At 59.2% G+C, this 14,031-nt stretch carries 11 protein-coding genes and 1 pseudogene; all 12 read right to left on the bottom strand.

Features of this window, described 5'->3' with window-relative positions; translation table 11 throughout:
• Positions 1 to 323: 323 nt before the first annotated feature.
• Positions 324 to 968, bottom strand: coding sequence for an imidazole glycerol phosphate synthase subunit HisH (gene hisH / locus CLG94_RS06510; protein ID WP_107562056.1), 645 nt, complete (start codon positions 966 to 968; stop codon positions 324 to 326).
• Positions 965 to 1,552, bottom strand: coding sequence for an imidazoleglycerol-phosphate dehydratase HisB (gene hisB, locus CLG94_RS06505; protein ID WP_107562055.1), 588 nt, complete (start codon positions 1,550 to 1,552; stop codon positions 965 to 967). Before hisB ends, hisH begins: the two co-directional genes overlap by 4 nt.
• Positions 1,553 to 1,672: 120 nt before the next feature.
• Positions 1,673 to 2,746, bottom strand: a complete 1,074-nt coding sequence (gene hisC, locus CLG94_RS06500) for a histidinol-phosphate transaminase (RefSeq protein WP_107562054.1) — start codon at positions 2,744 to 2,746, stop codon at positions 1,673 to 1,675.
• Positions 2,743 to 4,032, bottom strand: coding sequence for a histidinol dehydrogenase (hisD, locus tag CLG94_RS06495; protein ID WP_107562053.1), 1,290 nt, complete (start codon positions 4,030 to 4,032; stop codon positions 2,743 to 2,745). The genes hisC and hisD overlap by 4 nt, the downstream gene beginning before the upstream one ends.
• Entirely contained in the window at positions 4,029 to 4,706 is a 678-nt protein-coding gene (gene hisG, locus CLG94_RS06490) for an ATP phosphoribosyltransferase (protein WP_107562061.1), read from the bottom strand. Before hisG ends, hisD begins: the two co-directional genes overlap by 4 nt.
• Before the next feature lie 77 nt (positions 4,707 to 4,783).
• On the bottom strand, positions 4,784 to 6,040 hold the full coding sequence (gene murA / locus CLG94_RS06485) for a UDP-N-acetylglucosamine 1-carboxyvinyltransferase (protein WP_107562052.1): 1,257 nt from the start codon (positions 6,038 to 6,040) through the stop codon (positions 4,784 to 4,786).
• On the bottom strand, positions 6,033 to 7,052 hold the full coding sequence (gene prmC, locus CLG94_RS06480; protein WP_107562051.1) for a peptide chain release factor N(5)-glutamine methyltransferase: 1,020 nt from the start codon (positions 7,050 to 7,052) through the stop codon (positions 6,033 to 6,035). Before prmC ends, murA begins: the two co-directional genes overlap by 8 nt.
• A gap of 2 nt (positions 7,053 to 7,054) precedes the next feature.
• On the bottom strand, positions 7,055 to 8,122 hold the full coding sequence (prfA, locus tag CLG94_RS06475; RefSeq protein ID WP_193450640.1) for a peptide chain release factor 1: 1,068 nt from the start codon (positions 8,120 to 8,122) through the stop codon (positions 7,055 to 7,057).
• A 129-nt stretch (positions 8,123 to 8,251) separates the two neighbouring features.
• Positions 8,252 to 8,440: pseudogene (gene rpmE / locus CLG94_RS06470) on the bottom strand (50S ribosomal protein L31); the annotation flags it as partial.
• A gap of 141 nt (positions 8,441 to 8,581) precedes the next feature.
• Positions 8,582 to 9,829 carry a transcription termination factor Rho gene (gene rho / locus CLG94_RS06465; protein WP_107562048.1) on the bottom strand — a complete coding sequence of 416 codons (1,248 nt, stop codon included), beginning with the start codon at positions 9,827 to 9,829 and terminating at the stop codon, positions 8,582 to 8,584.
• 684 nt (positions 9,830 to 10,513) lie between these two features.
• Positions 10,514 to 11,119 carry a dephospho-CoA kinase gene (gene coaE, locus CLG94_RS06460; protein ID WP_107562047.1) on the bottom strand — a complete coding sequence of 202 codons (606 nt, stop codon included), beginning with the start codon at positions 11,117 to 11,119 and terminating at the stop codon, positions 10,514 to 10,516.
• 195 nt (positions 11,120 to 11,314) lie between these two features.
• Positions 11,315 to 13,927: a DNA polymerase I gene (gene polA / locus CLG94_RS06455; protein ID WP_107562046.1), complete on the bottom strand. Its 2,613-nt coding sequence runs from the start codon at positions 13,925 to 13,927 to the stop codon at positions 11,315 to 11,317.
• Positions 13,928 to 14,031: the final 104 nt, after the last annotated feature.

Here is a 14,031-nt window from a genome sequence, read left to right as displayed (position 1 = left end):
GACTGTCAGAGGGGCCAACGCAATTATCGCCCTACGTTGCTGTCAGATCAGTGGCCGGTGGGAGGAGTTTTGGGGAAATCGGGCAACGGGGTGAGAAGCTTACCCATAAATTTGTCTTACACCCAAATCGAGGAGCTTTTGGGGGAGGCAGTTCCCGGTCAGAGCGCCTGGATACCCTGACCTGACTGAAAGAGTCTACGAGGGCAGGCCTATCCTGTTATGCCGTCGGACGTGAGGTCGGGGGGAGGCGTTGCCGATGTCTCTCCGCGACAAGGTGGCCGTCAGTGCGAGGTATGTTCTGTGGGCACTGGAATGACTAGCATCTACGTGAGGGAGGCGAAGTTCTTCAATAGTTGCAAACCTAGCGCTTGGCTCTTTTCGGGGTGAAACTGGCAGGCAAAGAGGTTGTCTCGCCACAACACTGAGGTGAATCGGGGGCCGTACTCGGTCGTGGCGGCGATCACGCTTTCATCCTCTGGTTGCACATAGTAGGAGTGGACGAAGTAGAAGAACCCCCCGTCGGGAATGCCCTTGAAGATCGGGGCCTGCTGCTCGATTCTGATCCGGTTCCACCCCATGTGCGGGATTTTGAGAAATCCCCCCACCCCCCCTTTACGAAAGGGGGGCACGGGGAGATTATTGGTAAATCGGACGACTCGGCCCTTGATGACGTTGAGGCCCGCATGATGCCCGAACTCCTCGCTCTCACTGAACAGGAAGTGCAGTCCCAAGCAGATACCCAGGACCGGCTTACCCTCCTCAATCGCCCGAAGCAGCGGCTCGACAAATCCACCATCCCGAAGCTTACTGATCCCATCGGCAAACGCGCCCACCCCAGGGAGAACAATACCGGATGCGTCCCGAAGCGTCAGAGGATCCTCCACGATCCTGGCATCAGCCTCAACGCACTCGAACCCCTTCTGGACGCTTCGGAGGTTCGCGACGCCGGAATCGATGATGGCAATCACAGGCTTCCCTTGGTCGAGGGGACGTCGGCACTTCGCGCATCGAGAGCTGTCGCCTGGTCGAGGCTCTTGGCTAATGCCTTAAAAATCGCTTCGACGCAGTGGTGCAGGTTCTCACCGTGCAGGACCTCAACATGGAGGTTCACCTTCATATTCATGGCGAGAGCACGCATAAACTCTTTCACGAGGCTGACATCGAAACTCCCGATTTCTCCATGCAGTTGCGGTGCCTGATAGACCAGATAGGGGCGGCCGCTGATGTCAACTACCACGCGGGCCAGCGCCTCGTCCAGCGGGACAAGCGCTGAGGCAAACCGCCGGATGCCCCGCTTGTCCCCCACGGCCTGGGCAAACGCTTCGCCGAGCGCGATCCCGACATCCTCCACAGTATGATGCAGGTCGACCTGAAGATCGCCCCGCGCTTCAATGCTGAGGTCGAAGAGGCCGTGCGTCGCCAGTTGGGCCAGCATGTGATCGAGGAAGGGGATCTGGGTCTGAATCGTGTGTCGGCCCACCCCATCCAGGTTGAGCTCCACCGCTACATCGGTCTCCGCGGTCTTCCTGCACACCTTAGCTGTCCTGCCCATCACCCGACCTCCATCTGCTCCATTGCACTGTGTCCTTCGCCCTTCGCACCCCGCACCTCAAATCCCCCCGTGCCCCCCTTTCGTAAAGGGGGGGGTGAAGGAATTTTTACACCACGCACATTATCTCAGCGCCTTCGTCAATGCATCCAAAAACCGATCGTTCTCCGCGTCCGTGCCCACAGTAACGCGCAGACAATTTTGCAGACCTGGCACTGACCCTAAGTTTCGCACCAGGACGCCCTGCCCCAACACCGCTTCGAATACATCGTTCCCAGGAAGTGTCGTCCGGAAGAGAATGAAGTTTGCCGCTGACGGGAAGGGCTCAACGCCGGGGAGCGCGACCAAGCGATCCATCACCCTCGTCCGCTCCCGGACCACCTCACGAACACTCGCATCGATCCACTCTTGGTGGTTGAGCAACACGGCGGCGGCCACCTGAGAGAAGGCGTTGAGGTTAAACGGAAGGCGGACCTTCTCCAGCTCGGCTGTGAGTGCAGGATGGGCAACGAGGTAGCCAATGCGCAGACCGGCCAGCCCGATTTTGGAAAGGGAGCTGAGGATCACCAGCCGTTCCTGATCGACCAAATGCGGCAACATAGTCCGCCCAGCGTACGGTCCATAAGCTTCGTCCACAACTACCAATCCGGGAGCAACGGCCAAAATCTTGCACATCTCCGCCTCAGAGAGGACGCCGCCGGTTGGATTGTTTGGCGTAGCCAGAAAGATGACCTTGGGGTTACGTCGCTCGATAGTCTCGATCAGTCTTGGCATGTCAAGCTCAAAGCGAGATCCGAGGGGTACTCCTTCAAAGCGCAGTCCCTGAGCCCTCGCGATCAGCTCATACATCGAAAAGGTTGGAACTGGAGCGAGAATCGTGGTCCCAGGTCCTGACGTCGCCAGTAATAACAGTTGAATCAGCTCATCAGACCCATTGCCCAGGACAAGTGCCCCCGGCGCCACCTGGAGCTGTACAGCCAGAACTGATCGGAGCCGATCCTCCTTCGGATCGGGGTAGCGGTGTACTGCCACCTGATCCAAGGCGTACCGGAGCTCCTGGCGAAGCTCCTCCGGAAGCGGGAACGGGCTTTCGTTGGCATCGAGCTTGACAAGATCGGGTCGTCGTTCCTCAGCTCGATACGCCGTGAGGCTCAAGACCTCGGGTTTGACCAGATCGAGAAGACGTAGCGTCTTCATGCGAGCCTCCTGATAGAGGCTGCCCTGGCATGGGCCTCAAGCCCCTCTAAGCGGGCTAGCTCGACCAATGTTGGCTCCAGCGCCTCCAGTTTCTGCTGGCTAAAGGCGATCAGTGATGTTCTGTGCTGAAAATCGTCTACGGAAAGGGGGGAGGCGAAGCGTGCCGTCCCTCCGGTCGGCAGAACATGATTCGGCCCGGCCAAGTAATCGCCCACCACCTCCGGACTTGCGCCCCCCATGAAGATGGCGCCAGCGTGCCTGATCTGTGGCAATAGTCCCCAGGGATCCTTCACCTGCAGCTCCAGGTGTTCCGGCGAGACCTCGTTGGAGAGGGTGGCGGCCTCGTGAAGCCCCTTCACTACGACTACTGCACCGAACTGTTCTAGGGAGGTCTCAGCAATCTGCCGCCTTGGCAGCAGTGCGACCTGCCGTTTCACCTCGTCCACCACCTCTTCGGCAAGCCGCTGGGAAGGTGTGAGCAGCATGGCGCTGGAGAGTGGATCGTGCTCAGCCTGGGAGAGGATGTCGGCGGCAACCCACGCGGCCCTGGCCTCCTCGTCGGCAATGATCAACAACTCCGTCGGGCCAGCGATCATATCGATCCCTACCTGCCCGAAGACGAGACGCTTGGCGGTCGCAACATAGACATTGCCTGGGCCGACGATCTTATCGACCTTCGGGATCGACGCGGTCCCGTAAGCCATGGCCGCTATCGCCTGGGCACCACCTACCTTATAGATCGCATGAACCCCGCAGAGATCAGCGGCGACCAACACCGCTCCAGCCACTTTGCCGTCCCGACTCGGCGGCGTGCACATCACGACCTCCGCCACGCCGGCAATCGCAGCCGGGATCGCATTCATGAGTACCGTGGACGGGTAGGCCGCCGTGCCCCCAGGGGCATAGATCCCTACCCGCTCAAGCGGACGAGCGAGCATCCCGACGATCGCCCCGTCTTCCTCCGAGAACCAGGAGGAGCGGAGTTGTCGCAGATGGAAGGCCCTGATCCGCGACGCCGCCGTCTTGAGGGCTTCAAGAGAGGCGGGTGCCAGGGCCGCGTATGCCTCATCGATCTCCCCTGGCCCTACCTGTACTGAGGTAGCATCGAGGCGGACCCCATCGAACCGCTGCGTCAGATCGAACAGGGCGGCATCGCCGCCTGTCCGTATCTCTTCCAGGATGTCGCGAACGGCCTGCTCGACCTCGACGGGCATGGTGCCCTGTCGGGACCTGAGCTGCGAGAAGAACAGCGTACACTCGCGCGATCCAGCATGGAGCAGTCTCATGCACGCGCCCCTGCCGTATGCGCTTCGACCTGCGCTCGCATCTTCTCGACTAGATCCTGGACCCTGCGGTACTTCGTCTTGAGGCTCGCGCGATTGACAATGAGCCGCGCCGTGGACTTGACGATCTCCTCAACCTCCACCAACCCGTTCTCCTTCAAGGTCTGCCCGGTTTCTACGAGATCAATGATCCGCTCGGCCAGCCCTACAAGGGGCGCAAGTTCAAGAGAACCGGTCAGCTTGATGATCTCCGCCTGGATCCCTTTACGACTGAAGTACGCTTCCGCAAGGTTTGGATATTTGGTGGCCACCCTCAGGTTCGACCAGGAATGAGGATCATCCTGCTTATGGAGTTCAGCCGGCTCGGCCACGACAAGTCGACATGCACCGAACCTGAGATCCAGCGGCTCATAGACATCCCGGCGCTGCTCGAGAAGCTGGTCTTTCCCCGCGATACCCATGTCGGCGGCCCCGCGCTCCACATAGGTCGGGATGTCGGCAGGCCGGAGTATGAGGAATCGGAGTTGCCGATCGCGATCCTCGTAGATCAAGCGCCGTGAGTCAGAAAAGACCTTCACGCACGGAAAACCGATCCCCTCAAAGAGTTCAAGGATAGGGGTCAGCAACCGACCCTTCGGCAGCGCGATCGCGATCACGTCGTTATTTGTGGGTTCCATGTTCCATGTTTCGCGTTTCGGGTTTCGGGTTTCTGGTCCCAACTCGAAACTCGGGACTCAAAACCCGAAACTCTCCTTTATTCTGCGACTCGCTCGATGCTGGCGCCGAGGCCGAGGAGCTTCTGCTCAATCGACTCGTATCCCCGGTCCAGATGGTAGACACGCGAGATAGTCGTAATCCCCTGAGCGGCCAGTCCCGCCAGAACCAGCGATGCGCTCGCCCGCAGGTCGGTGGCCATCACTGGCGCGCCCGACAGCGTGGGAACTCCGTGGACGAACGCGGTAGTACCAACCACCTTGATGTCCGCACCCATCCTCAGCAGCTCATTCACGTGCATAAATCGGTTTTCAAAAACTGTTTCGGTGATGACGCTGCTCCCCTGGGCAATAGACATGAGAGCCGTCATTTGCGCTTGCATATCGGTGGCGAACCCGGGATAGGGGTGGGTCCTGATATTGACTCCTCTCACGTGCCCATCTCCCACGACCCGAATACTACAGTCCGTCTCCTCCACGCGCACGCCTGTCTCCCGCAGTTTCTCCGTGACTGCTTCCAGGTGATACGGCAGGCAGCGATTGATGGTCACATCACCACCGGTAATCGCAGCCGCAACCATAAAGGTCCCGGTCTCGACCCTGTCCGGGATCACCTCGTGCTCTGCCCCGTGCAGATGTGAGGTACCCTCGATGCTGATCGTCGGAGTACCAGCGCCTTCGATTCTCGCCCCCATGCGATTCAGCAGGGCGGCCAGGTCAGTGACCTCGGGCTCGCACGCGGCGTTTTCCAATACCGTAACCCCATCCGCCAGGGTGGCGGCCATCATCAGATTCTCGGTGCCGGTAACGGTCTGGCCATCAAATGTGATCCTGGCACCCTTCAAGCGTGGCGCCTTGGCCTCTACGTACCCGGCATCCAAGCTGACCGTTGCACCCATCTTCTCAAGGGCTGCGAGATGCAGATTGATCGGCCTCGTCCCTATCGCGCACCCTCCTGGCAAAGAGACCCGTGCCCGGCCGAAACGGGCCAGCAGCGGGCCAAGCACCAGCACCGATGCCCGCATCGTCTTGACCAGTTGGTAGGGAGCCTCAAACCGATCGATGCGATCAGCACGAAGGGATATGGGCTCTCGATCACGTCCTTCGACGCTCACGCCTAAATGGTTGAGCAGACCGATAATCGTCCTCACGTCGCCCAGTTGCGGAATACGATGAAGCCGGATCGACTCCTCTGTGAGTAAAGACGCCACCATTGCCGGCAGGGCCGCGTTCTTGGCGCCACTAACCTCTACCTGTCCTCTGAGGGGCGCCCCACCTCTGATAATCAGTTTATCCAAGCGCCCTCCCTCGCCGTGGCGCAAAGACGACTCGGTCACGACCCGCTACGTCCTGCCTCACCCCGGCTGGTCCGAAGCCTTCTGTCTTCCGGATCAGTTCCATCACGGCTGGTGCCTGACCGTCGCCGACCTCGAGGAATAGCCAGCCTCCTTCGCGAAGATAGGCGGGAGCCTCTTCGATGATTCGCCGATGATAGCGGAGACCGTCAGGACCGCCATCTAAGGCCTCAAGAGGCTCGTAGGCGACGATCTCAGGAGACAGGGAGCCGCATGCTCCGGAAGGGATGTACGGAGGATTTGAAACGATCAGGTCGCACCCTCCTCCAGCGTCAATCGTCCGAAGCGGATCAAGCAGATCGCCCTGTACGCAGTGAACCCTGCTCGTCAACCCCAGCGCCTCTATGTTCCGCCTGGCAATCCTGCAAGCGCCAGGCGAACGATCGATGGCGTAAACAAGCGCGTGGGGCATCTCGACAGCAAGCGCCAAGGCAATCGCGCCGCTACCGGTGCCAAGGTCCACGATAACAAGTTTCGAGTTGCGGGTTTCGGGTTTCGGGTTTACAGAACCAGCAGTCAACCTCGAACTATCACGAGCAAACTCGAAACTCGAAACTCGAAACTCGAAACCGATCTTCTCGAGGACGGCCTCGACAAGCGTTTCGGTTTCCGGCCTCGGGATCAGGACGTCGTAACCCACCGTAAGGGGAAGAGACCAAAACTCTTTCACTCCGAGGATATAGGCAATTGGCTCTCTGGCCTCGCGCCGTGATACCATCGATTCAAGGAGGCAAGATTTGTCCGAGGGGATCGATTGCTCCGGGTCCAGTATGAACCGCCACCGTGGGATTCCTGATGCGGCCTCAATGAGGCACGCCGCGTCGAGCAACGCGCTTTCCACGCCACTATCCACCAACCGTTCCACCACGCGGCGATATGTGAAGACGTGCGGGGTGGGCTGCTTCCGCACCTCGGACCCCGCGCTTCGCACTTCTTCTGCAAGCGTACCCGCCATCCTCACACCAAGGCTTTCAATCGCTCGGCTTGATTATTGGTCACCAGTGTATCAATCAGTTCCTCCATCTCCCCTTCCAGGATCCGCTGGAGGCTGTAAAGCGTGATCCCAATCCGGTGGTCAGTGAGGCGACCTTGTGGGAAGTTGTAGGTGCGGATCCGCTCACTTCGGTCCCCTGTCCCCACTTGCAGACGGCGCGTTTGCGAAATCTCTGCCGCCTGCTCCGCCGTGGCTGCATCAAGCAGGCGAGCTCGCAGCACCTTCATCGCCTTGGCCCGGTTCTTGTGTTGCGACTTCTCATCCTGGCAGGTGACCACCAACCCGGTCGGCAGGTGGGTGATCCGCACGGCCGAATCGGTGGTGTTTACAGACTGTCCTCCCGGACCCGTGGACCGAAAGACATCGATCCGAAGATCCTTGGGATCGATCTGGACCTCTACATCTTCCGCCTCAGCGAGGACTGCCACCGTCACCGTAGAGGTATGAATCCGCCCGCTCGATTCCGTGACCGGCACCCGCTGCACCCGATGGACACCGCTCTCGAATTTAAGGCGGCTGTACGCCCCGCGCCCTTCAACGCCGAGAATCGCTTCCTTCACTCCACCGACACCGGTCTGACTCGCCGACAGGACCTCCACCCGCCAGCCATGCAGTTCGGCGTATCGGGTGTACATCCTGACCAGTTCCGCAGCGAATAGTGCGGCCTCTCCGCCGCCAGCCCCTGCTCGCACCTCCAGAATGATGTTTTTCTCGTCGGCCGGATCTCGCGGAAGCAACAGAAGTTTCAACTCCTCTTCAAGCTTCTCCAGCTTGATGGCCAGCTCCTTCAGTTCCGCTTCCGCCAGCTCGCGCACGTCGTCATCGACCCCATCATGCAGCAGCGTCTTCGTCTCTTCCTGGCTCCGCAGAAGCTTACGATGCCGCTGGAACGCGTCTACCACCGGTTCCAGCTCCGCATGCGCCTTGGCCAGCCGTTGGAAACGGGGCCGATCGCTAATGACAGCCAGATCACTCATCTCCAGTCCGATCTCAGAAGATCGCTGCTCGATGGTCTTCAGGCGCTCAAGCAACTGCAGCATCGACGTCACTCCTACCACACGAGCGGCCCCCTGTTAGGAGGCTACTTCTCCAGGCACTGCGGCGAGGGGTTCAGCCTGGGCAGCTACTGGGGCAGATGTGTCCGCCGTCGGCTTCTTCTGGTACTTCCTCCGGAACCGATCGACTCGCCCTTCGGTGTCGATCAGCTTCTGGCGCCCGGTAAAGAGCGGGTGGCACTTGGAGCAGATCTCTACCCGGAGAGTGAGTACGGTGGACCGGGTGTTGATCACTTCGCCACACGCGCACGTGATAGTGGTCAGTTGATAGTCAGGGTGAATGCTTGCCTTCATGATTGTCCCTCCCGAGATATTCTGGATTTTTCAGTTACTTAGCCGCGGTTGATTATACCCCCAAGACTGGGGGCCTCTCAACAAAAAATACAGCCCGTCGGAGGACGGGCTGTTGGGACGCATCTACTGCGAGAAAATCACCTACGAATTCATTGCCCTCATGAAATCTTCGTTCGATTTGGCTTGCCTCAACTTCTCAAGCAGGAGTTCCATCGCCTCCACCACGCCCATAGTCTGGAGGACCTTGCGGAGAATCCACATCCGGTTAAGCTCTTCCTGTGTGAGCAGGAGCTCCTCCTTACGTGTGCCTGACCTGAAGATGTCGATGGCAGGAAAGACCCGCTTGTCCACCAACCTTCGGTCCAGGACAAGCTCGCAGTTGCCGGTCCCTTTGAACTCCTCGAAGATGACGTCGTCCATCCGGCTACCGGTATCGATAAGGGCTGTGGCTATGATCGTCAGGCTGCCGCCCTCTTCGATATTCCGCGCCGCCCCGAAGAACCGTTTAGGGCGCTGCAACGCGTTGCTGTCCACGCCGCCAGAGAGGATCTTGCCGCTCGGCGGGACAATGGTGTTGTAGGCCCTTCCCAGTCGAGTGATAGAATCCAGCAAGATCACCACGTCCCGCTTGTGTTCCACCAACCGTTTGGCCTTCTCGATCACCATCTCGGCCACCTGAACGTGACGCGTTGGCGGTTCGTCGAAGGTGGAACTCACCACCTCAGCTTTGACAGAGCGCTGGAAGTCCGTTACCTCCTCCGGCCGTTCGTCGATCAGGAGAACGATCAGGACCACCTCAGGGTGATTCTTGGTGATGCTGTTGGCGATCTTTTGCAGGAGAATGGTCTTGCCCGTCCTCGGTGGGGCGACGATCAGCGCACGCTGCCCCTTGCCGATCGGCGTGAGAAGATCCATCACCCGCATGTTCATCTCGTCCTGTGTGGTCTCCAGTCGGATCCGTTGATTCGGGAAAAGGGGAGTCAGGTTATCGAAGAGGATCTTATCCTTAACCAGCTCCGGGTTTTCGAAGTTCACCGCCTCGACCTTGAGGAGGGCGAAGTAACGCTCCCCTTCCTTGGGGGGTCTCACCTGTCCCGAGACAGTATCGCCAGTCCTAAGGTCAAAGCGCCGAATCTGCGACGGCGATACGTAAATGTCATCCGGCCCCGGAAGGTAATTGTAGTCCGGCGCCCGAAGGAAGCCAAACCCATCTGACAGAACCTCGAGTACGCCCTCCGCGAAGATCAGCCCACTCTTCTCGGTTTGTGCCTCCAGGATCTTAAAGATGAGCTCTTGCTTGCGGAGGCCGCTGGCACCCACCACGTTCAGGGTCCTGGCAATGCCGCTCAGCTCAGAGATGGTCTTCTCTTTCAACTCTACGATGTTCATCGAACCACCCCTGGGAAGCGCCGCAACGCTCTCCTTCACTTCTGACATACTGGACCGCCTGGTCGATTCAGACACTGATGAAGCCATCTACGCGAACTCCTCTTCCTTAAGTAAGCCTGTTAACGATGAATCTACTTCGCGATCTCAACCAAATAACCCGCCTCTCCGTGTGACCGATCTGAGGTATGATGCGCGTGAAGTAACTACTCAGGTAGATAGGCTAAAGGCTGAAGGCTTTTAGGGGTAAGTCATGCGTGATTATACAAAACTCCGAAAAGATCTTGAATGGCTCGACTCGTGCTTTGCGAGATAATTTAGAACCTTCGGTCTTCAGTCTAAACACCTGAGTAGTTACCGCGTGAATAGGAGAAGCCGATCATCAGGAATAAGGCCCCTGCCGGATGCGTGGGAGATAGCGGTCTGAATAGGAAAGTGAGATGAGTTTGATCTCAGGCAGCGTCGGTCCCCCTCAACCTCAATGATGCGCAGTTCAGGGCCGACCGACAAACGACATTCTGAAGAAGTCACACCCTCAGCGAGAATTACAACTTGAATTTAGTGGAGCCTCTACCCTTTGTCAAGCCTTTTTTCGAAGCCCTCAGTAGCAGATCAGACTCAGCGTGGATTGCACCGTGCTTGACGCGACAACACTCATCGCGGGCTACCGAAGCCACAGGCAGGCGCCTACATCGAAGTCCGGGCGCACAATTGTTCCCACACCGCCTTCACTTGGCGCTCCGTCTCTTCAATCAGTCCTTCGTTCTCGATGACGTAGCGGGCGTGGGGACGTTTCTCTTCTTGCGGCATCTGCGCTCTGATGCGCAGCATCGCATCGTCTCGGCTGAGGCCCCTGGCCCCTTCCAAGCGGTCGAGCTGGACAGCTTCGCTAGCCTCAACCAGGATCACCGCGTCACAGCGAGTGTGCCAACCGCTCTCAATCAACAGCGCGGCATCGAGAAGACACGCGGCCGCCCCAGAGATCCCAGCCTGCCGGATACGTCGTTCACACTCCAGGATAATGGACGGATGGAGGATCGCCTCCAATCGTCTGCGGGCCTTGGGATCGGCGAATACCATAGCGCCCAGCCTCCGGCGGTCAATTCGACCATCCGCTCCGACTACCTCGCGACCGAACGCCGAGGCGACCGCCTCGAAGAGGGGCTGATCTGGCTCCACTAACTCGTGAGCGACCTGATCCGCGTCGATGACCGTAGCGCCTAGGCGCATAAACATCGCAGCAACCGTGCTCTTGCCCGAACAGATGCCCCCGGTCAGACCTATTACCACCATTCGTCGGGTGTCCTCCTGCGAGCACCCCCCCCACCTGTATCCTCCCCCTCCGAGGGGGGAGGAGTCCGCGTGAGGTGCCCCTTCACCCCATGAGAGCCTGCCCCGGACTCGATCCGGGGGGAAAGGTAAGGATGGGGGGTGGAGCTGCCTTTTCGTACGCCGTGGTGCGGCTGGGGCTGCATGGGGTGTTGCTCGCTAGGCATGGGCCTCAGCCCAGTTTGTCCCAACCCCGAGGTCTACCTTCAGGGGAACGCGGAGCGTGGCTGCCCGCTCCATCTCTTCGGTGGCCACCCGCTTGGCGACGTCCAACTCAGCGTCGGGCACCTCGAACAACAGCTCATCGTGGATCTGAAGAATCATCCTGGTCCCCAACCTTTCCAACCTCAGGCGTCGGAAGATGGCGATCATCGCGACCTTGATCAGGTCTGCGGCAGATCCCTGAATCGGCGTGTTCACTGCTAACCGCTCCCCAAGTTGTCGAACCACATGGTCGGAGCTCTTGAGTTCCGGGATAGCCCGGCGGCGTCCCCAGAGCGTACTCACGAAGCCGATCTCCCTGGCTTCATGGACCGTCCGGTCGATAAATGCCTTGACACCGCGATATGTCTGGAAATAGCGCTCGATGTACAGAGCGGCTTCCTCCTGTGGTATATCGAGTTCCGAGGCCAGGCCAAAGGGACTCATCCCGTAGATGATGCCAAAGTTGATCACCTTTGCCCGTCGTCGCATCTCCGCCGACTGCACCCCGAATATCTCGGCTGCAGTGCTGCGGTGCACATCAGCCCCTGCCGTGAAGGCAGCGATTAAAGCCTGGTCCTGTGAAAGGTGCGCCAGGATCCGCAGCTCGATCTGGGAATAGTCGGCCGACAAGAGCCACTGACCCTTCGAGGCGATGAAAGTCTGTCGGATTCGCCGCCCAACCTCGCTGCGGATGGGGATATTCTGGAGGTTGGGCTCGCTGGAGCTCAGGCGTCCTGTGGCGGTCACCGTCTGATTGAACGATGTATGAATTCGACCGCTCACGCGATCAGCAAGCCTGAGCAGCACATCAACATAGGTCGATTTGAGTTTCGCGAGACTCCGGTAATTCAGGACCTCGGCAGGTAGCTCGTGAGTCATGGCCAACCGCTGAAGTACCTCCACATTGGTAGAATAGCCGGTCTTGGTCCGCTTGAGCGGCTTAAGCTTTAGTCGCTGAAATAACACATCCGCCAACTGCTTAGGTGAATTGATGTTGAATCGCTCGCCCGCCAGGGCGAAGATCCGCGACTCGACCTGGCCGAGCTGGATCTCCAGCTCCTTGCCCAGCTCGCCGAGTTGGTCGGTATCAACCCTGCACCCGACTTCCTCCATCGAGGCTAAGACCTCGATCAACGGCATCTCGATCGTTTTAAACAGCGGCAGCAGCCCTGACTGCTCAAGTTTCGGAAGCAACACATTTTTGAGTTGCCACGCAAGGTGAGCCTCCTCGGCCGCCCGCCTCACTGCCTCCTCCCGCCTGTCCTCCCCCTCCGTGCCTTTGGAAACCGACGCAGGACCCACTACCCCCAACTGCTCCAGCACCACAGCAGCAAGGGAGTGATCCGATCTGGTGGGGTTCAGGAGATAGGAAGCCACCATCGTGTCGAAGGAGATCCCTCCCAGGACGATGCCCTCCTTCGCAAGGGCAGCCATGGTCCGCTTGAGGTCGTGGCCGATCTTTGCTGGTTCCTCGCCCGCCAGGACAGGTCGCAGGCACTCAAGAGAAGACCCAGGAGTTGGGCATGGAAGGAGGCAGAGGACAACATCAGACTCTTTGCAGAAGGTAAGCCCATAGAGTTCCCCATCAGCCGTCCCGCCGCCACTGAATGCGACGGCAATGGCCACGCTGTCGGAGGCCAGGAGTTCCCTGGCGGCATCGTCGATCCCCTCCTCGCGATCAATAACGACCATGCGGAGACAGCTACGCGAAGTCACAGGGGTAAACGCCCGCTGAAGCTCTGTGAACTCCAGCTCCCGAAAGAGGGCCTGTAGAGCAAGGTGGTCAGGCGCCTGCAGCGCCACCTGCCCCAGGTCCAGCTTCACATGGAGATCTGTCATGATGCTGGCCAGATCCCGGCTGAGACGGGCCTGCTCGACCTGACACCTCAGAATCTCCCGGACCTTTGCGGACTTGATCTCATGTAAGCGAGTAATAGTCTCTTCGATGCTCCCGAATTGCTGGATGAGGCTCCTGGCGGTCTTCTCCCCGATCCCGTGTACGCCAGGGATGTTGTCGATCGGATCGCCCATCAGTCCCATCACCTCCACCACCTGACCGGGGGGCACACCGAAGCGCTCCAGGACCTCCGCTTCGCCGTAGACCTTCTCCTTCATCCAATCATAGACCCGAATTGCGGGTCCAACGAGTTGGAGCATATCCTTATCACTCGTCGCAATAGTCACGTGAAAATCCTGTGCCGCGGCCTGTTTCGCCAACGAGCCGATCAGATCGTCAGCCTCTTGCCCCTGTTGCATCAGGAGCGGGATTCGCATCGCCTCCACCACCCGATGGACATAGGGAAGCTGACGGCTCAGATCGTCTGGCATCTGCGCGCGATTGGCCTTGTAGTCAGCGAATCGCGCATGTCGTTCGGTCGGTCCCCCAGAATCGAAGACTACGACCATGGCCTCTGGACGCTCGTCCCGGATAATCTTCAGAAGCATCTTGGTGAAACCGTATACGGCGCCGGTCGGAACCCCCTCGCCATTAGTGAGGGGTGGAAGCGCGTGGTAGGCCCGAAACAGGTAGGAACTCCCGTCGATAAGATGCAGCAATCTACCTGCCATGGATTAGCGTCCTTTAGACAGATCGAGCCGTTTAGTTGGATTACCTGGGGGTTCATTCCCCGCGGCTTGCCGCGAGTTCGTCATACCGGCGGAAGCCGGTATCC

Source organism: Candidatus Methylomirabilis limnetica (assembly GCF_003044035.1).
Lineage (GTDB): Bacteria > Methylomirabilota > Methylomirabilia > Methylomirabilales > Methylomirabilaceae > Methylomirabilis > Methylomirabilis limnetica.
The sequence above is the reverse complement of the archived record's forward strand: the minus strand, read 5'-3'. Positions and strand labels throughout refer to the sequence as shown.